The sequence below is a fragment of the Methylobacterium dankookense genome, assembly GCF_902141855.1.
GTDB classification, from domain to species: Bacteria; Pseudomonadota; Alphaproteobacteria; order Rhizobiales; family Beijerinckiaceae; genus Methylobacterium; species Methylobacterium dankookense.
Window position 1 is genome coordinate 127,221 of record NZ_CABFVH010000008.1, and the last position, 19,023, is coordinate 146,243.

The following is a 19,023-nucleotide window of genomic DNA, read 5'->3' on the forward strand; positions in this document are numbered from 1 at the left end:
TCCCTCACCCCAGCCCTCTCCCGAACGGGAGAGGGGGCGCGTCGAGGCCCGGGATCGCCTTCGAACAAGGTTTGGCGTCGATCGACCGGGTCCGCAGGGAACCGCAGCTTGGCCGGGGGTTTGCCTTGGGCTAGGCTCGGAATCCGACAGCAGGGAACGCTCGATGCTCGCCAGAACCCTCCGCGCGGCCGCGCTCGGCGCCCTTATCGGTCTCGTCCCGGCCTCGGCCGGCGCGGTGATCCAGGGCGAGGTCTCGCGGGATCCGAACGGCACCCGCACCTTCGTGGTGCGCATCGAGAGCACGCAGGGCGAGATCTGCTCCGGCACCCTGATCGCACCCGACCTCGTGCTCACCGCCGCCCACTGCGTCATGCACCGGGCCGGCTACAACGTGATCGCCGTGGACCGCGGCTTCCGCTCCCGGCGCGTCGGGGCGGCGGCGGTCTCGATGCATCCCGAATTCGTGCCCGGCACCACGCCGGAGGATCAGCCGGGGGTCGACCTCGCCCTGATCAAGCTCGCCCAGCCGCTCGGCGCCGATTTCGTGCCCCTCGATCCCCGCGGCGCCGGCTCGATCGGCACGGGCGATGCGGTCGACATCGCGGGCTTCGGCGTCGTCGCCGAGAACCGGCGCAACACCGCCCGCACGCTGCGCCAGGCTCATCTCGTCTCGATCGGCTCCCTGCAGGTCGCCAACCGCGTCACGGTGGTGACCGACCGGCGCCGCTTCGCCGAGACGGCGGGGGCGGGCGCCTGCCTCGGCGATTCCGGCGGCCCGATCCTCAGCGGCGGCCCGGGCGGCTACCGCATCGTCGGCGTCGTCAGCTGGTCGAGCGGGGCGCTGCAGCAGAACACCAAGCGGCGCACCGCCTGCGGCGGCTTCACCGCCGTCACCCCCGTGGCCGAGCATGCGGGCTGGATCGCCTCGCGGGCGGCCGAGATGTCCCAGGTCGATGCCGCCGTGGTGAGCCCCGGCCGCAGCGGCTGGATGGCGCGCCCGCCCCGCACGCGCTGAGGCCGGGTCTCCAGAAATCCGGCAGCCTGCATGCGGCGCGGCATGGTGCCGCGGAGTGTGTGCCGAGCGCGCTTTCGGCCGGCTCATGGCAACCATGCAGGCCCGGTACGGTTGTGCTGCAACCGGTAGTTTTGCTATCCGATGCCAGATTATCCCGGACTGGTTTCCGAGCCGGCTTCGCATCTTGCCGCGAGGCCCTGCAAGACGACGAGCGCATGACACGCCGGTCCTTTCCCCTTCCGCTGGAGGCGGCCGGCGTCATCGGTACGTGGACGACCGACGTGAGGGCCGGCCGCTCCGTGCTGGACGACGGCGCCGCCGCGGCGATGGCGGGCGATGCCGGGCTCGCCGGCAAGCCGCTTCCCCTCGACGTCGCCCTCGGCCGCATCCACCCGGAGGACCGGGCCTGGGTCTTCGACCGGATCCTTCGGGTCCGCGAGGAGGGCGGGCCCTTCACCGCCGAATTCCGCATCCGCGGCGAGGGCGGCGCGGTGCGCTGGGTGCTCAACCAGGGCCGCCTGCCGCGGCCGGGCGAGGGACGCCACGGGCACGGCACCTATATCGACACCACCCAGCGCCACCTGGCCGCGGGATCGCCGGGTTCCGGCTGGGACGAGCCCGACGTGCTGGAGGTGGCGGCCGACCATTGCATCGCCGCCCGCGAGGCGATCGACCGCAGCGGCCGGCCGATGCTGCGCCTGCTGATCGACGCCCTGCTCCTCGAGATCGGGCGCCATCTGGTCCGGCGCCGCTCGCACTGAGCGGCGCCGGGCTCGCGCGGGCGCGTCGAACGGGGATCAGGCGAACTTCAGGAGCTTGATCGCCGCGAAGTCCTGCACCCCGCCGCCGACGCGCTTCGTCGTGTAGAACAGCACGTAGGGCTTGGCGGAGTAGGGATCGCGCAGCACGCGCAAGCCCGCCCGGTCGACCACGAGGTAGCCGCGGCGGAAATCGCCGAAGGCCACCGACAGGCTGCCCGCCGCGATGTCCGGCATCGCCTCGGCCTCCGTGAGGGGGAAGCCCATCAGGGTGGCAGGCCGGTCCGCCGCGGTCGGCGGCTGCCAGAGGTAGTTGCCGTCGCCGTCCTTCAGCTTGCGGATCGCGCTCTGCGTGCGCCGGCTCATCACGAAGCCGGCATTCTGGCGGTAGCCGCCCTTCAGCGCGTAGACGAGGTCGATCAGCGCGTCGGCCGGGTTCGCGGTGGCGAAGGCGCCGGACGCGCCGGTGCCGACGAAGCCGATCTTGCCGGTCGTCCAGGCGGCGTTGGCCACGGCGTCGTAGGCGAGGAAGCCCTTCGGCCGGCTCACCCCGTTTCCGGTGACGAAGGCCACGCCCTCCTGCTCGGCGAAGGCGGTCTCGACCTCGTCGGCGAGCCAGGCGTCGATGTCGACCACGGCGTCGTCGAGGAGCGTCTGGGTCGCCGCCGGCATGGCGTAGAGCTCCATGGTCGGGAAGGCGATCTCGGCAAGCGCCGGGCCGTCGGTCTCGGGCCGCGGCGCCGTCTCGGCGACCCAGCCCGCAGACGGCGCCCCGGTGGCGACCGCCCGCTTGTACTGGCCGCCCGAGATGGTGCGCTGGCCGGCGATCGCCCGGATCGGCGAGAGGTCGGAGAGCCGGCGCAGCACCTCGCGCTCGATCGTCTCCGGCACGAGGTAGCCGCCGTCGGGGCCGGAGCCCGCCTGCATCGCCTTGGCCTCCAGACCTTTCAGGCCGCCGCTCTCGCCGGCCCGGACGTAGAGGTCGAAGGCCGCCTTGTGCTCGTCGGCGGCGGGATCGCGGGGCGCCGGGCCGCCGAGCAGCGGAGGCCGCGCCCGGTCGAGGCTGATCCGGTCGAGCCGGGTGCGGGCTTGGTCGAGGGCCGCGTCGATGCGGGCGAGCTTCTCCTCGGTGAGGGCGTCGGGCCCGAGCCGGCTCTCGATCTGGCCGAGGCGGGAATCGTTGGTGGCCTTGAAGGCGTCGAAGGCGCGGGCGAACTCGTCGAGCGCGGCGCGGGCGTCGGCGCCGGGCAATCCGCCGGAAAGCCCGGCCTTGGTCTCGTAGGACTTGGTCTCGAAGGCGATGTCCGGTTGCATGCGTCTCTAGGCTCCGGGATGGGCGGCGGGCGCGATCCGCCGGGCGAGGTCGCGCAACGTGGGGCCGAGCGGCGCGGCGACGCGCGCACCCGGCTGAAGGGGGAAGGAGACCAGCGAGATCTCCCAGAGATCGACCGCGGTGAGGTGGCGGTAGCCGGCGCGGTCGGGCGTCGCGCCGAGCGTCCGGAAGCCGATCGAGAGCCCGTCGAGGGCGCCCTGGCGGATTAGCGCGTCGAGCTCGCGGGCGCGCTGCACGGCGAGGTTGAGCCGGCCCTCCACCCGGAGGCCGCGCGCATCCTCGCGCAGGTCGAGCCAGACGCCGACCGGCTCGGCCGGATCGTGCTGGAACAGCATGCGCACGCCGGCGGGCCCCCGCGCCCGCAGGCTCGCCGCGAAGGCCCCGGGCCGGACCACGTCGCGGCCGAGATCGGGCTGCCCGAACAGACTGGCATAGCCGGTGAAATGGCCCGTGAAATCGCCGTCCATCGCGTCCCCCTCAGGCGGCGGGGCCGTAGCCCACGGCCTCGCGCTTCTCGGCCTCGCTCAGGAAGTCGGCCTCCTGGACGCGCCGCCACAGGGATTCGCGCTCGGCGGCGAGCGCCTCGATCCGGTCGAGGTCGGGCTCCAGGCGCACCGCGCCGAAGGCGGGCGCCAGCCAGTGCGCGAGGCTCTCGGCCGTGCGCCGCACCAGCGGGATCAGGGTCTGCCGGTAGAAGGCGCGGTTGGCCTCGGCGTAGTTGGCGTGGGTGCTGTCGCCGGGCAGGCCGAGCAGGAGCGGGGGCACGCCGAAGGCCAACGCGATCTCGCGAGCGGCGGCGTGCTTGGCCTCGACGAAGTCCATCTCCTTCGGCGAGAGCGCCAGCGGCTTCCAGTCGAGCCCGCCCTCCAGCAGCAGCGGCCGGCCGGCATTGGCCGCGCCCTGGTAGTTCGCCTCGAGCTCGCCCTTCAGCCGGATGAACTGCGCCTCACTCAGATGCGCTTGGCCGCCGAAGACCAGGGCGCCGGAGGGACGCGCCGCGTTGTCGAGGAGCGCCTTGTTCCAGGCGCCGGCCGCGTTGTGGATGTCGAGGGCGGTCGCCGCCGCCTCGATCGGCGCGAGGCCGCGCGTGTCGTCCCCCGGGTGGAACAGGGCGAGGTGCAGGATCGGCGGCACGGCGCCCGCCTGCTCGTAGCGGCGCGCCCGGCCGCCGACCCCGTAGAGATAGGACACCGGCCAGCCATCGGGCCCCGGCACCACCCGCATCCGCTCGGGCCGCAGGGAGAACAGCTCGCGGGGCATGCCGTCGAGGCTCACCGCCTCCAGATAGGCGTTCCCGCTGAGCATGAGCTGGGCGTAGACCGTCTCCAGGAGCCGCGTGCCGCCCTCGCGCGGGTTCGGCCGGGCGAGGAGCGCGGCGAGCGCCCCGGCGCCCGCGCCCTCCGGCACCAGCGGCATGCTCGCCGCGGTCTCGGCGACGAGACGCACGGCGCGGTGGACCACGGCGTTGCGCGCGTAGCCGGCCTTGGCGAGCGCCGTGGTCTCCCGCGGCGTCCAGGCGGCGCGGCCCTCGCCGCAGAGGACGAAGCCGGGCCCGGCGAGGACCGATCCCGGGAACGCCTTCTCCGACAGGGTCGCGGCCGCGGGCACATAGCCGGCGGCCCGCGCCAGCCGGGTGAGCAGGGTCGGCATGAGGCAGGTCCTTGCTGGGGTCGGATCGGGTGAGCGCGTGTCGGAGCGGGCCGTCCGGGCTCGCGACCCGTCGCCTCCACCCGCGCTCTCAGGAAGAGGTCGAGGACGGGATCGCTCGCGCGGGACCACGTGAGGTCCGCTGCCGGAGCGGGGACCGGCTCGGCGAAGGGCGCGCGATGGACGGAGGCCGCGATCTCAGATCCGTGAAACGAACCGGCTTGGCCGGACGGATCTTTTGTGCGCGATCGATGTTCTCCGTGCACGCCGGGGATGGAAGACCGTTGTCCTTCCTCCCTGCCACGCACAGGACAATCTTCGAATGCGCACGCTCTTCCTGGCGGCCGTTGCCGCCTCTCTCGTCACGCCCGCGCTCGCCCAGGTGGTCGAGACGCCCTCCGGCCCGGCCGTCGTCGTGGCCCCGGGGCCCGGCCCCGCCACCACCGGCGGCGTCCTCACGCGCCAGGGCGGCTCGACCGGCGAGCCGGGCGCCTACAACTACTCGCCGACCGGCCAGCCCGCCGACGTGATCTCGAACGACTCGGCCGCCGCCGGCAATGCCGGCCAGCCGAGCCGCGTCGCCCCGCAGGGCGGTGGCGGCGGGCGCTGAGCCAGGTCAGGGACGGAAGTATCCCCTCCCCCTTGCGGGGAGGGGTCAGGGGTGGGGGTGGTGCAGGAGGCACCGCTCCATCCTGCACGACCCCACCTCCGGCTCCTCCCCATCCAGATCGGGCCTGCCCGATCTGGACAGGCAAGGGCAGATCTCGGGCAAGCCCGAGATCTCTGGGGAGGAGAGGCCCGTCGCGAAGGGGAGCGAGGAAGCCGAGGCCCGAGCGGATCCGCTCAGCCGACCGCCCGTGCCTCCTCCTGCACCTGCCGCGTGGCCGCGTCGACGCGGCCGCTGGCGACGGCGATGGCTTCCATGCCGGTGGCGATGCTCGCCGCGCCGTGGGAGGCCATCTGCATGCTGCCCGACATCTCGCGGGTCACCGCCGACTGCTCCTCCACGGCCGCCGCGATGGCGGCGGCGACCTCGTCCAGCGCTCGGATCGTGCCCTGGATCGAGCCGATCGCGTCCACGGCCTCCCGCGTGGCCGTCTGCGTCGTGGTGATCTGGCCGCGGATCTGATCCGTCGCCTTGGCCGTCTGCTCGGCCAACGCCTTCACCTCGGAGGCCACCACCGCGAAGCCCTTGCCCGCTACCCCGGCCCGCGCCGCCTCGATCGTCGCGTTGAGGGCGAGCAGGTTCGTCTGTCCGGCGATGCTCTGGATCATCGCCACCACGTCGCCGATATGGGCCGCGTGCTCGCTGAGGCCCGCAACGATGCCGCCGGTCCGCTGCGTCTGCTCGACGGCCGCCCGCGCCATCTGCGCGGCGTGGCTGACCTGCTGGCTGATCTCGCCGACCGAGGCGGACAATTCCTCCGCGCCGGCCGCCATCGCCTGGATGTCGCTCGCCACCCGGCCGACCGTGCCGGCGGCGGTCGTCGTCTGCCGGGTGACGTCCGCGACGGCCTCGCCGATCGCGTCGAGATCGGTGCCGATCGCCCGCTGCGCGGCGGCGCGGCGCTGGCGCTCGCGCACCTGGGTCGTGACGTCGGTGGCGAACTTCACCACCTCCGTCACGCGCCCGTCCGCGTCGGTGACCGGGTTGTAGGTGGCCTGGATGAAGACCTCGCGCCTGCCCTTGGCGATGCGCCGGAACTCGGCCGACTGATACTCGCCGCGGGCGAGGGCCGCCCAGAAGTCACGGTAGGCGGTGCTCGCCCGCTCCTCCGGATCCATGAACAGGCTGTGGTGGCGGCCCCGGATCTCCTCCAGCGCGTAGCCCATCGCGGCGAGGAAGTTGGCGTTGGCGTTGAGGATCGTGCCGTCGGGGGCGAAGGCGATGACCGCCTGGGAGCGGTGCAGCGCGGCGATCTGGCCGTCGAGGTTGAGGCTGCGCGCCTTCTGCGCGGTGATGTCGGTGGCGAACTTGACGATCTTGATCACCCGGCCGCTCCGGTCGAGCACCGGGTTGTAGCTCGCCTGGATCCAGATCTCGCGGCCGCCCTTGGCGATCCGCTTGAACTCGGCGGCCTGGAAGCTGCCCCGGCGCAGGCCGTCCCAGAAGGCGCGGTACTCGGCGCTGTCGCGATAGGCCGGCTGGACGAAGAGGCTGTGATGCTGCCCCTGCACCTCGTGCAGGGCGTAGCCCACCGCGTCGAGGAAGTTGGCGTTGGCGGTCAGGACGGTGCCGTCGGGCAGGAACTCGATGATGGCCTGGGACCGGTCGAGGGCATCGAGCTTGGCGCGCGAATCGTCGCTGCGGAACGGGAGCATGGGCGTTTCCGTCGAACGTGGGCGTGTGCCGATGGCTTCAAGATGCGGCAGAAAGATTAATTGCGTGTTTTCATTTCTATAAGCGGTCAACATCACAAAGAGGTCATTGATCGGCAAATTGAGCGAATTGATATCAGCCTGAGATTTTTTTCAGAACTGATTTGTGTAAAGACCGTGGCGCGTTCGGTTCCGCATGGGGCCTCCACTTCAGGGAAGAGCGCTCCCGGTGCCTGTTTCGGCCACGATGCTGGCGGTCGACCGGGGCTCGACGGTTCCCATCTCGGCCTCGTCGTGAGGCGTGAGGCGTCAGCCGGGTCTCGAAGGCGGTGTTCGGAGTGCGCCGCGATTTCTGGAGGCCTTCCTTCTGGGAGACCGATCAAACCAGTATCCGGATCGATCGGAGCGGCCCGCCACGGATCCCCTCTCCCCGCGCGCGGGGAGAGGGCTCAGCCGACCCTGTCGTCGGCTGAGCGAGGCGGCAGCCGAGGGTGAGGGGGCTTGAACGGAGGAGTCTCGTCCGGAATCTCCCCCTCACCGCCGCTGCGGCTTCGCCTCCGCTTCCTGCCTGCACGACGAGGTGCAAGGCAGGCCTCTCCCCGCCCGGCGGGGAGAGGGGGGCGCGTGTGGCCGGCCGAAGCGATCGCCTGGAAGCCGATATCAGTCGTCAAAACAGATACCAAAAGCACGCTCCCCCCTCACAGCCGCCGGATCCGCGGCGCCCCGCCCTCCTCCAGCAGCAGGGCCGTCACCGCCCAGACCAGCGCGTCGAGCCGGTCCGGGGAGCCGCCGCCGCTCAGGCCCTCGGGCCCGAAATCGCACATCTCGTCCTCGAGCGCCGGGAAGGCGCCGACATGGCGGACGCGGCCCTGCGCGTAGAGCAGCGAGACCGGCTCGGCCCGCAGGAACTTGCCGCGGGTGGCGCGCACGGGGGTGACCGGAACGGCCGGGTCGCACTGGCGCAGCACCGCGGCGGCCATCTCGCCGCCCTGGTTCACCTCGACCACGAGGGCGTCGGCCGCGAGCCGGTGGTAGAGGGCCAGCGCCGCGCCGGCCCAGGCCTCGGGGGTGGCCCGGGGCAGGCTCGCATCGGCCAGCACGTAGGCCTGCCCGCCCGCGCGGCCCGCCGCGACGATGCCGCAGGCATCCGAGCGCGCGCCGGAGCCCGCCGGCGGATCGACCGCCACCACGATCCGGCCGAGCCCGTCCGGCGGGGCGGCGAGGCGAGCGGCCTCCAGGGCGGCGCGGCTCCACAGGGCGTCCGGCCGGTCCTCGATCAGTTCGCCGTCGAGCTCCTGCCGCCCGAGCCGCGTGCCCGCGTAGCGCCCGACCACCGCCTCCAGGAAGGCGGGGGCGAGGTGCTCGGCATTGTCCGCGGTGCGGGCGCGGCTCACCGCCGTGCGCGGATCGGCCAGCAGGCGGCGCAGCAGCGGGATCGGCCGCGGCGTCGTGGTGACGAGGTTGCGCGGGTGCCGGCCGAGCCGCAGGCCGAATTGCAGCATGTCGAAGGCGGCCTCGGGGTGGCGCCACTTCGCCAGCTCGTCGCACCAGGCCGCGCCGAACTGGGGCCCGCGCAGGGAATCCGGCTCCTCAGCCGAGAAGGCCTGCGCCACCGCGCCGTTCGGCCAGGCGAGCCGGCGCCGGCTCGGGCTCCAGGCCGGGCGCCGGCCGCGCTCGGGGATGCCGAGGAGCCCCGAGGGGCCCTCGATCATCACGTCGCGCACGTCCGCGAAGGTTTCGCCGACGAGGGCGATGCGCGCGACGGGCTCCGGCGTGAAGGCCGGGTCGCCGCGGGCCAGCGCGTCGACCCACTCCGCCCCCGTGCGCGTCTTGCCGCAGCCGCGCCCGCCGATCACCGCCCAGGTCGTCCAGTCCCCGGCGCAGCAGGGCGGCAACTGGTCGGGCCGGGCGGCGATCAGCCAGTCACGGGCGAGCGCCCGAACCTGGATCGGCGGCAGCAGGGCCAGCGTCGCGTCGAGGCGGGGCGAGGCCAAGGCGGCGCGCGATCTCCGCGCGCAGGGCGGGCAGGTCGGCGTCGTCGCGTCCCGCGCCGTCATCGCGTTCCTCCGCCGTGCCCAGTTCGTCGAGCAGCTTCTTCAGGCCGCCGAGGTCGCGCAGGACGCGCGCCGAATCGACCACCGCGGCACCACCCCCGGTCAGCGCCGCGTCGAACCCCGCGATCTGGCGGGCGATGTGGCCGCGCAGGGCCGCGCGCAGGCTCGCCCCGTCGGCGGCGCCCGCCGCGTCGAGGGGCGGGGGCGGCCCGGCGGCCGGGCCGCCGCGCCGCAGCGTCAGGCCGGCCGCCTTGAAGAAGGCGCCGGCCGACATGCGGCCGATGCCCAGCGCCTCGGCGATGTCCTGCGGGTGGTTGCGCGGCTCGTAATAGAGCCGGGCGATCGCCTCGCGCCGGCTCAGCGGCCAGGTCGCGGGGCTGAGCTTCGACGGGCGCGGCTTGCGCCAACCGCCCCGGGCGTTCCAGGTCGTGAGCGTGCCGCGCGGGATGCCGAGCGCGGCCGCGATGGCGGTCATCGGCTCGGCGGTCTCGCGCAGGCGGCGCTCCGCCTCGGCGCGCAGATCCGCCGGATGCGGGCTCGGCCAGGGCATCGCTGCCTCTCGACATATTTTTGGATAATGCCTGAACCTTATCCGAGGAGCGTGCCGGTGTCAAGGACCGTTCTCTTGGCATCCGCCTTTTTTCTTTGAAACGGCAGGAAAATCGGCGTTCCCGCGGGGCCGGAACGGGCCTCCCCTTCGGCACGTTGACCGGCGCCTGCCAATACGCGCATCAGCGGGGCAGGGCGTCCGAGTCGGGAACAGCATGGTCGCGCAGACAACATCGAGCGGGGAGGAGCGGGCGGTCCTCGGCGACAGCTTCCGGCGCTTCGCCGATTCGGTGCCGCTGATGATGTGGCGCTCCGATTCCGAGGGCCGGACCGTCCACCACAACGAGTGCTGGCTCGACTTCACCGGGCGCGGCCTCGACGAGGAGCTGGCGCTCGACTGGCGGCGCGGGCTCCACCCGGACGATTTCGAGCGCCATGCCCGCGTCGTGGCCGACGCCTTCGCGGCGCGCGCGCCCTTCACCGTGGAGTTCCGGCTGCGGCGCCACGACGGGGCCTATCGCTGGCTCCTCGACACCGCCCGCCCCCTCGTGGAGGACGGCTCCTTCCGCGGCTATCTCGGCTCCTGCTTCGACATCACCGACCGCAAGCACGCGGAGGAGCATATCGAGCACGCGCTCGCCGAGAAGGAGGCCCTGCTCGCGGAGGTCTACCACCGGGTGCGCAACAACCTGCAGGTGATGGTGAGCCTGATCGGCCTCTACGGCCGCGCCGCGCCCGATCCCTGCCGCGGCTCCTTCGAGGCCCTGGGCCAGCGGGTCCGCGCCATCGCCCTCGTCCAGCAGCACCTGCACGAGGCGCCCCACATCGCGAGCATCGACGTCAAGGACTACCTCCACCGACTCGCTTCCGGGCTCGGGCAACTGCGGCGGGCCGGGCGGATCGGGGTGCAGGTAGGCGGCACCGGCACGAGCTTGGTCGAGCCGCGCACCGCCAACGCGCTCGGCATGATCGTGGCCGAGATCGTGGCCGAGTGCCTCGACGCAACGGCTGAATCGGTGGCCTGCACCATCGCCATCGAGATCCACGCGGCGGCCGGCGCGCCGGTGCGGCTCTCGATCGTCTCGGGGCTCAACGAGGCGGCCGAGGCCGGGCGCCCGAACATCCCGAAGCTCGGGCCCCGCCTGATCGCGGCCTATGCGGCCCAGGCCGAGATCGCGGTGACGGGCACGGCCGCGCCGGACGATCCCCTGCTCCTGCACCTGCCCGAGGCGCGGGTGGCCGACTGATCGCCGTTCAGGCGAGGCTCTCCGTCCCGCACCATTCCGCGACGAACAGGGCGATCGCCGTGGTGATCCGCTCCACCGAGGCGAGGCTGACGCGCTCGTCGATGCCGTGGATGTCGTGGCTGACCGGGCCGTAGCAGAGGGCCGGCACGCCCTCGTAGAGGGCATGGACCCGGGCATCGAGATAGCTCGGCGACATGAAGCTCCTCAGCGACTCGCCCGTCGCGCAGGCATGGGCTCGGCCGAGCACCGCTTCCGCCTCCGAGCCCGGCTCCAGCACGTAGCCCTCCGCGAAGAACCCGTCGAAGGCGATGCGCGGCGGGTTCTTCGCCAGGAACGGGTCGGTGCGCGCGAAATCCGCCACCGCGGCCTCGACCTCCGCGGCGGCGTCGGCCGCGCGCGTGCCTGGATAGAGCGCGATCCGACAGGCGACGGAGGCCCAGGCCGGCACCGCCGAGGCCCAGTCGCCCCCTGCGATCCGCCCGACATTCAGGTTGATCGGGTCGGGCGCCTCCGCGAAATGGGGATGGCGCGCCTTCTCGGCGTTCCAGCGCGCCTCGAGGGCCCGGAGCGCCCCGACCACCCGGTAGGCCGCGTCGATGGCGTTGGCGCCCGCCCCCATCTCCCGCACATGCGCCGGGCGGCCCCGGACCGAGATGGTGAACCAGAGCACGCCCGTATTGGCGCGCACCAGCATCTCCTCCTCCGGCTCCGGGATCAGCGCGGCCTCGGCCCGGTAGCCGCGCAGATGAGCGGCCAGCGCGCCGTTGCCGGTGGATTCCTCCTCGACCACCGAGAGCAGCGTCACCTCGGCCGCCGGCCGCAGGCCGATCCGCGCCAGCGCGTCGAGGGCGAACAGGTTGGCCGCGTGGCCCGCCTTCATGTCGGCGCCGCCGCGGCCGTAGAGCCAGTCGCCGTCGATGACCGGTTCGAAGGGCGGGTGCGTCCAGAGGTCGGCGGGGCCCGGCGGCACCACGTCCACATGCGCCTGCAGGATCAGGGAACGGCCCGCCGGCCGGCGCGGCCGGTGGATCGCGGCGACGATCGGGGCATCGGAATGCTCCGGCGTGATCCGCCCGGACCCGGGATGAGCCCGCAGGGCCGCGTGGTCCATCGCGAAGCGCTCGACGGCGAGCCCCCGCTCGGCATAGGCGCGGCCGACGAAATCCTGGATCGCGTGCTCCTGCCCGCGCAGGGAGGCGAACCGCATCAATCCCTGAATGTGCTCCACCTGCGCGGCGAAGCCCTCCGCGACGGAGGCGGCGATGCGCGCGGCGCGGTCGGGGTCGAGGGGCATGGGGCGCTCGGTCGAGGATGCGGGGGCACGCCCCCAACGGGCGACAGATGGCACAGGTTCGCGCGCGCGGCGACGGTCGGGCATTGCCATGGGCCGGCCCGCAGCCTAGCTCCCCCGCGGCCTGTGAGCCGGCGCGGGCCGAACGGCCCGCGGACAACGACCCGACGGATGGAGACCTCAGAGATGTTGCGCCTCGCCCTCCCAGCCCTCGTCCTGCTCGCCGGCACGCTGCCCGGCCACGCCATCGAGGTGCAGAAGTCGGCCACCGTCGCGGCCTCGCCGGACAAGGTCTGGCACACGATCGGCGATTTCTGCGGCATCGCCGCCTGGCATCCGGCGGTCGAGAAATGCGTGCCCTCCGACAAGGAAGGCCAGAAGATCCGCACCCTCAGCCTCAAGGGCGGCGGCACCCTGGTGGAGCAGCAGGTCTCCCGCGACGACAAGGTGATGAGCTACACCTACACGATCGTGGAAGGCCCGCTCCCCGTCTCCGATTACCGCTCGACGCTCGCCGTGGCGCCCGAGGGCTCCGGTTCCAAGGTGAGCTGGCAGGGCAGCTTCGCTGCCAAGGGCGTGCCGGACACGGTCGCCCAGGACGTGATCCAGGGGATCTACGATTCGGGCCTCAAGGCCATCGCTGACAAGGCCAAGTAGGGCCGGCGAATCGGGGCAGGCCAAGGCGGGCAGCCCGATGGGGCGCGTCGACTCGGACGGTTGACCGGCCGGGCTCGCGCGGCCCACAAGCCCCGCGGTGCCAAGCTGTGCCGTTTCGAGGGTCCCTGCCGTGTCGAAGCCCGCTCTCCGCCTCACGCTCGTCCTGCTCGCCGCCGCCGGGCTCGGCGCCTGCCAGCAGAAGGCGGCGGCCCCGCCGCCGGTCGTCGCGGCGGCGCCGGCCCCCCTCGTGCTGCCCCAGGGCTCCGGCTGCGGCCCGGCCATCGCCCGGACCCAGGCGGTGGTCGACAGCGACGTCGTCACGGGCAACCTCAACAAGCCGGTGGGGGACCGCTTCAGCGCCGATCTCGGCCACGCCGCCTCGGCCTGCGCCGCCGGCCGCGAGGGCGAGGCGCTCGGCCTGCTCGCGGCGGCGAAGAAGCGCTACGGCTATCCCTGATCTTCGACTGGGTCTCCCGTCGCCGCGACCTTATGGAATCGCGGTGACGGAGCCTTAACCGAGTTTGGCCACGATCCCTGCCTTGGTAGTCTGGGTGGAGGATCTCGCATGGTGGTGCCGAAGCAGCCAGCCCCATCCGCCGAGCCCGCACAGGCGGCCCAGCCCCTGAGCCCGAACGTCCGGCGCCATCTCGGCCAGAACCTGCGCGGCCTCTATGCCGACACGCTCGCCGCGCCCGTGAACCAGCGCCTGGAAGCGCTCATCGCCCAACTCGACAAGCCGAAGCGCTGACGGGATCAGTCCAGCGCGACGGCGACGAGGGAGAACAGGCCGGCGAGCAACAGGTTGCCGGCGAGCACGAGGGCGATCACGGTCATGGTACGGAACGGTCTCGGGTGGGGAGGCCGGAGAAGTCCGGCCGGCGCGTCATAGCGCCGGAACCGGCCACAGGCGGTCCTTTTCAGGCGGCCGCCTGCGCCGATCCCGCGAATGATCATGCGGTGATGCAGACCGGGCACGGTGCGGATCGTGCGGTCCGCGCGTCCTCGATGCAGGTTCCGGCCCGTCCCAACCTGCTGTGGGGACGCGCTCTTTCCCGATCTTCCAAGTTGAGGCCGCGCCCGTCCAATGCAGCGCCTGCGGTCGTCCTGGCGCGGGCGGGCCCGACTTGCTTTCGCCCAGGTTGATCCGCCATCCTGTTAAGGATCAGTCAACCTTTGTCCGGGGCGGCCTCACGATGGTGCCCCCGGCGGGAGGGGCGCCATGACCATCGCAGCAATCGGATCGATCGGCGGTGCCTTCCAGGCGGCTTCGGCCCTCCTGGGCCGGCGCGCGGAGCGCGGCGACTTGCCGGTGCTCGTGCTGGACGGCGAGGCGGGCGCGGATTGGCAGGCGGAGTTCCTCGGCTGCGCGCTCGATCCGGCCTTCGCGCCCGGCTCCCCGTATTTCGAGGCGGTCGCTGCGGCACTGGGCGAGGCTGGCTACCTCGACGCGTAGGGTGCGTTCGCGGCGAGGCCCACGATCGGCACCGCCGCCCCGCAAAATGCGCTAGAGGGACCGCATGGCACCTCTCGTCCGCTTCGCTCCCTCGCCCACCGGCTATCTCCATATCGGCAATGCCCGGCCGGCGCTGCTCAACGCGCTGTTCGCCCGCGCCCGGGGCGGGCGCTTCCTGCTGCGCCTCGACGATACCGACCGAGAGCGCTCGACGGCGGAATTCGCCCGCGCCGTTGAGGAGGACCTCGCTTGGCTCGGCATCGTGCCGGATCTCTTCGCCCGCCAGTCGGACCGGGCGGCGCAGCACGACGCGGCGGCCGAGCGGCTGAAGGCGCAGGGCCGGCTCTACCCCTGCTACGAGACGCCGGAGGAGCTGGAGCGGCGGCGGCGCCGCCAGCTCGCCCGCGGCCTGCCGCCGATCTACGACCGGGCCGCCCTGAGCCTGACGGCCGAGCAGCGCGCCGCCTACGAGGCGGAGGGCCGCCGCCCGCACTGGCGCTTCAAGCTCGATGCCCGCACGGTCGCCTGGGACGACCTCGTGCGCGGGGCCGCCCATGTGGATTGCGCCTCGCTCTCCGATCCGGTGCTGATCCGCGAGGACGGCACCTATCTCTACACGCTGCCCTCCGTGGTGGACGACATCGATCTCGGCATCACCCACGTCATCCGCGGCGAGGACCACGTCACCAATACGGGCGTGCAGGTGCAGATCTTCGAGGCGCTCGCCGCGCCCATGCCGGCCTTCGGCCACCACAATCTGCTGACCACCGCGGACGGGGAGGGCCTGTCGAAGCGGCTCGGCCACCTCTCGCTGCGCTCCTTACGCGAGGCGGGCTACGAGCCGGCGGCCGTGCGCTCGCTCGCGGTGCTCACCGGCTCGGCCGAGGCGGTGCGGCCGGTCGCCTCCCTCGACGAACTGGCTTCCCTCGTCGACCTCGCCCAGATCTCGCGGGCGCCGGCCCGGTTCGACCCGCACGAGCTCGACGGGATCAATGCCCGCCTCGTCCACGCCATGCCCTACGCGGAGGTGGCCCCGCGGCTCGCCGCGCTCGGGGTCCCGAAGGCGGCGGGCGAGGCCTTCTGGCTGGCGGTGCGGGCCAACCTCGCCACGGTCGCCGAGGCCGCTGCGTGGTGGCAAGTGATGGCCGGACCGGTCGCGCCGGTGATCGCCGACCCCGCCGTCATCGCCGCCGCCGCCGAGACCCTGCCGGAGGAGCCCTACGGGCCGGAGACCTGGAAGGCCTGGACGGGCGCGGTCCGCGAGCGGACGGGCGCCAAGGGCAAGGCCCTGTTCATGCCGCTGCGCCTCGCCCTGACCGGCCTCGACCACGGGCCGGACCTCGCCGGGCTCCTGCCGCTGATCGGCCGCGACCGGGCGGCCCGCCGCCTCGCAGGCGAGACGGCATAGTCCAAGTCCGGGATCCCAAAGGGATCATCCCTTTGGTGGGGTGTCGGGGCGAAGCCCTGATGGATCCCGGGCTCCGCCCGGACCCGCGAGAGGGATGATCCCTCTCGACACCCGGGATCACGGTTCCGGTGCGAGTTCGGCCGTCCAGCGGCCGGTGCGCACGAAGTCGCGCAGCAGGTCGAGGGCGAGGCCCCGCACGGCGGCCGCCGCTGCGGAGAGCGGGCGCTCGGCGGCGTGGGCGAGGTAGATCCGGCGCTGGAGAGGCGGTGCCCCGAGGGGCCAGACGCGGAACTGGCCCGCCTCGGTCTCCGCCTGCACGGCCACCCGCGGCAGCACGCCGAAGCCGTGGCCCCGGGCCGTCAGCTCCTTGATCCGCGCGTAGGAATCGATCTCGACCGGGGCGGCCACCGCGACGCCCTCGGCCTCGGCGGCCTCCTCCACGAGGTCGCGGAGGCCGTGCGAGAGCCCGGGCAGGATCAGCGGCAGGGCGGCGGCCGCGGCGAGCGGCACCGGCCCGTCCGGGGGCGCGCCCTCCTGGCCCGGCACCGCGAACAGACAGAGATCCTCGGTGAGCACGTGGGCGAGCACGAAGCCCTTCGGCGAGGCCGGGTTGTAGAGCACGGCGAGGTCGATCGCCTCGCGGTTCAGCCAGTCGAGGATGAATCCGCTCATCGCCTCGGCGATGCGCAGCCGGATGCCGGGATGCCGGGCGCGGACCGCCTCGAAGAGCGGCACCGACAGGATCTCGCTCACCGTGCCCGGCAGGCCGATCCGCACGTCCCCGACCACCGGCCGGTCGGCACCGCGCACGCTATCGGGGATCGCCGCGAACCGCTCCAGGATAGCGCGGGCATGGAGCAGGAGCCGCTCGCCCGCCTCCGTCGGCACGGCGCCGCGCGGGCCCCGGTGCAGCAGGGGCAGGCCGAGCTCGCCCTCCATGTGGCGGATATGCTGGCTCAGCGCCGGCTGGGCGACGCGCAGGGCCTCGGCGGCCTTCGAGAAGGAGCCCTGCTCGACGATGGCGACGAAGTAACGGAGCTGGCGCAGGTCCATCGATACCGGCGGATGCTGTCGGGTCCGGGCGGCATAGCATCCGCTTATGGGGGCGAGAAGAAAGCTGTCTTGGGCGGCGGGGATCGCGGCTGACATAGTCGGCGCCGAATCGAGAGCCTCCCGCAGAAGAGCCCGATGGACGCCACCTCCCTCGACATCGACCACCTGCGCAGCTGGATCGGGCGCACCGAGACCGCCGAGGACGACCTCTCCGAGCAGCTGGTGCGCGGCTTCCGGGCGACGCTCGACCAGGATCCGGGCGAGCCCCGGCCCGGCGAGGCGGCGCCGCTCGCGATCCACTGGTGCCTGTCGCCGGCGATCCGCCCGATGCGCGAGCTGGAGCCGGACGGCCACCCGGCCCGCGGCGGCTTCCTGCCGCCCGTGCCGCTGCCGCGCCGGATGTGGGCGGGCGGCGAGATCCGCCACCACGATCCCCTGCAGGTCGGCGACCGCGTGCGCCGGGTCTCCCGCATCGGCGACGTGCAGGTGAAGCACGGGCGCACGGGCCCCCTCTGCTTCGTCGCGGTCCACCATGATTTCGAGACGGAGCGCGGCCTCGCTCTCTCCGAGCGGCACGACATCGTCTACCGGGAGATGACGCCCGGCCGCACGGGCCAGCCGCCCGAGGCCGCTGGCGGCGTGCCCGAGGCGCAGGCGAGCCGCGCGGTCGATCCGACGCCGACCCTGCTGTTCCGCTACTCGGCGCTGACCTTCAACGGCCACCGCATCCACTACGACCGCGCCTATGCCACGGAGGTCGAGGGCTATCCCGGCCTCGTGGTGCACGGCCCGCTCCAGGCGACCTGGCTGCTCCATCTCGCCGCCGGGCTGCGGGGCGGCACGGCGCCGTGCCGCTTCCGCTTCCGCGGCCTCAGCCCCGTCTTCGACGGCGCCCCGCTCACCATCGCCGGCCGCCTGACCGACGGGACGGCCGGCGAGGCCTGGACGCTCACCGCCGACGGGCGCGTCGGCATGCAGGCGCACTTCTCGGACGAGGTCCCGGACGCATGATTATGGCCTCCCGCCCCCTCGACGGTATCACCGTGCTCTCCCTGGAGCACGCCATCGCCGCCCCCTACTGCACCCGCCACCTCGCCGATCTCGGCGCCCGGGTGATCAAGATCGAGCGGCCGGGCGTGGGCGACTTCGCCCGGGCCTATGACGAGCGCGTGCGGGGCATGGCCTCGCACTTCGTCTGGACCAACCGCTCGAAGGAGAGCCTGACCCTCGATCTCAAGGCGCCGCAGGCCGCCGGGATCCTCGACCGGCTGGTCGCCAAGGCCGACGTGCTGGTGCAGAACCTCGCCCCCGGCGCCGCCGCCCGGCTCGGCCTCTCCTACGAGGCGGTCTCGGCCAAGAACGAGCGCATCGTCGTCTGCGACATCTCCGGCTACGGCGATGACGGGCCGTATCGCGAGAAGAAGGCCTACGACCTCCTGATCCAGGCCGAGGGCGGCTTCCTCTCGGTCACCGGCAGCGCGGACGAGCCTGCCAAGGCCGGCTGCTCCATCGCCGACATCGCCGCCGGCATGTACGCGCTCAACAGCGTCATGGCCGGGCTGATCCAGCGCGGGCGCACCGGCCGGGGCGCCCGCTACGAGGTCTCCATGCTCGAATGCATGGTCGAGTGGATGGGCTACCCGCTCTACTACGCCTTCGAGGGCGCGGCCCCGCCGCCGCGGGCCGGCGCCGCCCACGCCACCATCTATCCCTACGGCCCCTTCCCCACGGGCGACGGGCGCACCGTCATGCTCGGCCTCCAGAACGAGCGCGAATGGGCCCTGTTCTGCGAGCGCGTCCTCAAGCAGCCGGAACTGACCGCCGATCCGCGCTTCGCCTCGAACGCGAAGCGCAGCGCGGCGCGGGAGGAGCTGGCCGCCATCATCGCGCAGGCCTTCTCGCCGCTCTCCCGCGAGGCGGTGATGGCCCGGCTGGATGCTGCCGGCATCGCCAATGCCGGCGTCAACGCCATGGCCGACATCTGGGCGCACCCGCAGCTCCAGGCCCGCGGGCGCTTCGCCGAGATGGGCTCGCCGGTGGGCCTCCTGCCGACCCTGCTGCCGCCGGGCCGCACCGACGCCTATGCGCCCCGCCTCGATCCGGTGCCGGATCTGGGCCAGCACACCGACGCGATCCTCGCCGAGCTGGGTTACGGCCCGGGCGAGATCGAAACCCTGCGCGTGGAAAAGGTGGTCTGACCACATTGCGGCCGGTGCCAGGGTCGCGCTAAGCCTCGGAA

General features: G+C 73.1%; 20 protein-coding genes. 11 read left to right on the top strand and 9 right to left on the bottom strand.

Annotated elements, in window-relative coordinates; all coding sequences use genetic code 11:
* Nucleotides 1–163 precede the first annotated feature (163 nt).
* Together MTDSW087_RS09470 and MTDSW087_RS09475 are read left to right on the top strand one after the other, a co-directional pair.
* Nucleotides 164–1,015 (top strand): S1 family peptidase, encoded by an 852-nt coding sequence (locus MTDSW087_RS09470; RefSeq protein WP_144763114.1) that lies wholly within the window; start codon nt 164–166, stop codon nt 1,013–1,015.
* A gap of 215 nt (nt 1,016–1,230) precedes the next feature.
* Nucleotides 1,231–1,776: a PAS domain-containing protein gene (locus MTDSW087_RS09475; RefSeq protein WP_144763116.1), complete on the top strand. Its 546-nt coding sequence runs from the start codon at nt 1,231–1,233 to the stop codon at nt 1,774–1,776.
* Between the two features lie 36 nt (nt 1,777–1,812).
* Here MTDSW087_RS09475 and MTDSW087_RS09480 read toward each other — a convergent pair whose 3' ends face one another.
* Genes MTDSW087_RS09480 through MTDSW087_RS09490 form a run of 3 tightly spaced genes read right to left on the bottom strand, consistent with a single transcriptional unit; the run spans nt 1,813 to nt 4,756 of the window.
* A complete protein-coding gene (locus tag MTDSW087_RS09480) occupies nt 1,813–3,087 on the bottom strand; it encodes a phage major capsid protein (RefSeq protein ID WP_144763118.1) in 1,275 nt (424 codons plus the stop codon).
* A gap of 6 nt (nt 3,088–3,093) precedes the next feature.
* Entirely contained in the window at nt 3,094–3,573 is a 480-nt protein-coding gene (locus MTDSW087_RS09485; RefSeq protein WP_144763120.1) for an HK97 family phage prohead protease, read from the bottom strand.
* 10 nt (nt 3,574–3,583) lie between these two features.
* A complete protein-coding gene (locus MTDSW087_RS09490) occupies nt 3,584–4,756 on the bottom strand; it encodes a phage portal protein (RefSeq protein ID WP_144763122.1) in 1,173 nt (390 codons plus the stop codon).
* Nucleotides 4,757–5,075: 319 nt separating this feature from the next.
* On the opposite strand from MTDSW087_RS09490, the gene MTDSW087_RS09495 reads away from it, so the two are divergent.
* Entirely contained in the window at nt 5,076–5,363 is a 288-nt protein-coding gene (locus MTDSW087_RS09495) for a hypothetical protein (RefSeq protein WP_144763124.1), read from the top strand.
* A 233-nt stretch (nt 5,364–5,596) separates the two neighbouring features.
* Here the strand turns inward: MTDSW087_RS09495 and MTDSW087_RS09500 are convergent, their stop codons facing one another.
* The 3 genes from MTDSW087_RS09500 to MTDSW087_RS30775 form a co-directional block, all read right to left on the bottom strand.
* Nucleotides 5,597–7,075: a methyl-accepting chemotaxis protein gene (locus tag MTDSW087_RS09500; protein ID WP_144763126.1), complete on the bottom strand. Its 1,479-nt coding sequence runs from the start codon at nt 7,073–7,075 to the stop codon at nt 5,597–5,599.
* 695 nt (nt 7,076–7,770) lie between these two features.
* Nucleotides 7,771–9,066 (bottom strand): DNA-packaging protein, encoded by a 1,296-nt coding sequence (locus MTDSW087_RS09510; RefSeq protein WP_244948378.1) that lies wholly within the window; start codon nt 9,064–9,066, stop codon nt 7,771–7,773.
* A complete protein-coding gene (locus MTDSW087_RS30775; RefSeq protein WP_244948379.1) occupies nt 8,996–9,676 on the bottom strand; it encodes a hypothetical protein in 681 nt (226 codons plus the stop codon). Before MTDSW087_RS30775 ends, MTDSW087_RS09510 begins: the two co-directional genes overlap by 71 nt.
* Before the next feature lie 214 nt (nt 9,677–9,890).
* Between MTDSW087_RS30775 and MTDSW087_RS09520 the strand changes: the two genes are divergently transcribed.
* Complete coding sequence (locus tag MTDSW087_RS09520) at nt 9,891–10,922, top strand: sensor histidine kinase (RefSeq protein WP_144763132.1); 1,032 nt, start codon at nt 9,891–9,893, stop codon at nt 10,920–10,922.
* A gap of 7 nt (nt 10,923–10,929) precedes the next feature.
* Here the strand turns inward: MTDSW087_RS09520 and MTDSW087_RS09525 are convergent, their stop codons facing one another.
* The gene (locus MTDSW087_RS09525; protein WP_144763134.1) at nt 10,930–12,216 is read right to left on the bottom strand and encodes an ArgE/DapE family deacylase; all 1,287 of its coding nucleotides are present in this window, start codon (nt 12,214–12,216) and stop codon (nt 10,930–10,932) included.
* Between the two features lie 183 nt (nt 12,217–12,399).
* On the opposite strand from MTDSW087_RS09525, the gene MTDSW087_RS09530 reads away from it, so the two are divergent.
* The 3 genes from MTDSW087_RS09530 to MTDSW087_RS09540 all read left to right on the top strand — a co-directional run bounded on the left by MTDSW087_RS09530 (nt 12,400) and on the right by MTDSW087_RS09540 (nt 13,618).
* Nucleotides 12,400–12,870: an SRPBCC family protein gene (locus MTDSW087_RS09530; protein WP_144763136.1), complete on the top strand. Its 471-nt coding sequence runs from the start codon at nt 12,400–12,402 to the stop codon at nt 12,868–12,870.
* Between the two features lie 130 nt (nt 12,871–13,000).
* Entirely contained in the window at nt 13,001–13,327 is a 327-nt protein-coding gene (locus MTDSW087_RS09535; protein WP_144763138.1) for a hypothetical protein, read from the top strand.
* Between the two features lie 108 nt (nt 13,328–13,435).
* Nucleotides 13,436–13,618 (top strand): NepR family anti-sigma factor, encoded by a 183-nt coding sequence (locus MTDSW087_RS09540; protein WP_144763140.1) that lies wholly within the window; start codon nt 13,436–13,438, stop codon nt 13,616–13,618.
* Between the two features lie 5 nt (nt 13,619–13,623).
* On the opposite strand, the gene MTDSW087_RS09545 is transcribed toward MTDSW087_RS09540, so the two are convergent.
* Complete coding sequence (locus tag MTDSW087_RS09545) at nt 13,624–13,845, bottom strand: hypothetical protein (RefSeq protein ID WP_144763142.1); 222 nt, start codon at nt 13,843–13,845, stop codon at nt 13,624–13,626.
* 244 nt (nt 13,846–14,089) lie between these two features.
* On the opposite strand from MTDSW087_RS09545, the gene MTDSW087_RS09550 reads away from it, so the two are divergent.
* Both MTDSW087_RS09550 and gltX read left to right on the top strand, forming a co-directional pair.
* A complete protein-coding gene (locus MTDSW087_RS09550) occupies nt 14,090–14,323 on the top strand; it encodes a hypothetical protein (RefSeq protein ID WP_144763144.1) in 234 nt (77 codons plus the stop codon).
* A 64-nt stretch (nt 14,324–14,387) separates the two neighbouring features.
* Nucleotides 14,388–15,731 carry a glutamate--tRNA ligase gene (gene gltX / locus MTDSW087_RS09555; RefSeq protein WP_144763146.1) on the top strand — a complete coding sequence of 448 codons (1,344 nt, stop codon included), beginning with the start codon at nt 14,388–14,390 and terminating at the stop codon, nt 15,729–15,731.
* A gap of 117 nt (nt 15,732–15,848) precedes the next feature.
* Here gltX and MTDSW087_RS09560 read toward each other — a convergent pair whose 3' ends face one another.
* Entirely contained in the window at nt 15,849–16,784 is a 936-nt protein-coding gene (locus MTDSW087_RS09560) for a LysR family transcriptional regulator (RefSeq protein WP_144763148.1), read from the bottom strand.
* Nucleotides 16,785–16,919: 135 nt separating this feature from the next.
* On the opposite strand from MTDSW087_RS09560, the gene MTDSW087_RS09565 reads away from it, so the two are divergent.
* A complete protein-coding gene (locus MTDSW087_RS09565; RefSeq protein WP_144763156.1) occupies nt 16,920–17,795 on the top strand; it encodes an HTD2 family dehydratase in 876 nt (291 codons plus the stop codon).
* Complete coding sequence (locus MTDSW087_RS09570; protein ID WP_144763159.1) at nt 17,792–18,982, top strand: CaiB/BaiF CoA transferase family protein; 1,191 nt, start codon at nt 17,792–17,794, stop codon at nt 18,980–18,982. Before MTDSW087_RS09565 ends, MTDSW087_RS09570 begins: the two co-directional genes overlap by 4 nt.
* Nucleotides 18,983–19,023 lie beyond the last annotated feature (41 nt).

Bases quoted from the DNA above. Each gene is read 5' to 3' on its own strand.
- MTDSW087_RS09470 (WP_144763114.1), top strand. From the start codon at position 164: ATGCTCGCCAGAACCCTCCGCGCGGCCGCGCTCGGCGCCCTTATCGGT.
- MTDSW087_RS09475 (WP_144763116.1), top strand. From the start codon at position 1,231: ATGACACGCCGGTCCTTTCCCCTTCCGCTGGAGGCGGCCGGCGTCATC.
- MTDSW087_RS09480 (WP_144763118.1), bottom strand. From the start codon at position 3,087: ATGCAACCGGACATCGCCTTCGAGACCAAGTCCTACGAGACCAAGGCC.
- MTDSW087_RS09485 (WP_144763120.1), bottom strand. From the start codon at position 3,573: ATGGACGGCGATTTCACGGGCCATTTCACCGGCTATGCCAGTCTGTTC.
- MTDSW087_RS09490 (WP_144763122.1), bottom strand. From the start codon at position 4,756: ATGCCGACCCTGCTCACCCGGCTGGCGCGGGCCGCCGGCTATGTGCCC.
- MTDSW087_RS09495 (WP_144763124.1), top strand. From the start codon at position 5,076: ATGCGCACGCTCTTCCTGGCGGCCGTTGCCGCCTCTCTCGTCACGCCC.
- MTDSW087_RS09500 (WP_144763126.1), bottom strand. From the start codon at position 7,075: ATGCTCCCGTTCCGCAGCGACGATTCGCGCGCCAAGCTCGATGCCCTC.
- MTDSW087_RS30775 (WP_244948379.1), bottom strand. From the start codon at position 9,676: ATGCCCTGGCCGAGCCCGCATCCGGCGGATCTGCGCGCCGAGGCGGAG.
- MTDSW087_RS09520 (WP_144763132.1), top strand. From the start codon at position 9,891: ATGGTCGCGCAGACAACATCGAGCGGGGAGGAGCGGGCGGTCCTCGGC.
- MTDSW087_RS09525 (WP_144763134.1), bottom strand. From the start codon at position 12,216: ATGCCCCTCGACCCCGACCGCGCCGCGCGCATCGCCGCCTCCGTCGCG.
- MTDSW087_RS09530 (WP_144763136.1), top strand. From the start codon at position 12,400: ATGTTGCGCCTCGCCCTCCCAGCCCTCGTCCTGCTCGCCGGCACGCTG.
- MTDSW087_RS09540 (WP_144763140.1), top strand. From the start codon at position 13,436: ATGGTGGTGCCGAAGCAGCCAGCCCCATCCGCCGAGCCCGCACAGGCG.
- MTDSW087_RS09550 (WP_144763144.1), top strand. From the start codon at position 14,090: ATGACCATCGCAGCAATCGGATCGATCGGCGGTGCCTTCCAGGCGGCT.
- gltX (WP_144763146.1), top strand. From the start codon at position 14,388: ATGGCACCTCTCGTCCGCTTCGCTCCCTCGCCCACCGGCTATCTCCAT.
- MTDSW087_RS09560 (WP_144763148.1), bottom strand. From the start codon at position 16,784: ATGGACCTGCGCCAGCTCCGTTACTTCGTCGCCATCGTCGAGCAGGGC.
- MTDSW087_RS09565 (WP_144763156.1), top strand. From the start codon at position 16,920: ATGGACGCCACCTCCCTCGACATCGACCACCTGCGCAGCTGGATCGGG.
- MTDSW087_RS09570 (WP_144763159.1), top strand. From the start codon at position 17,792: ATGATTATGGCCTCCCGCCCCCTCGACGGTATCACCGTGCTCTCCCTG.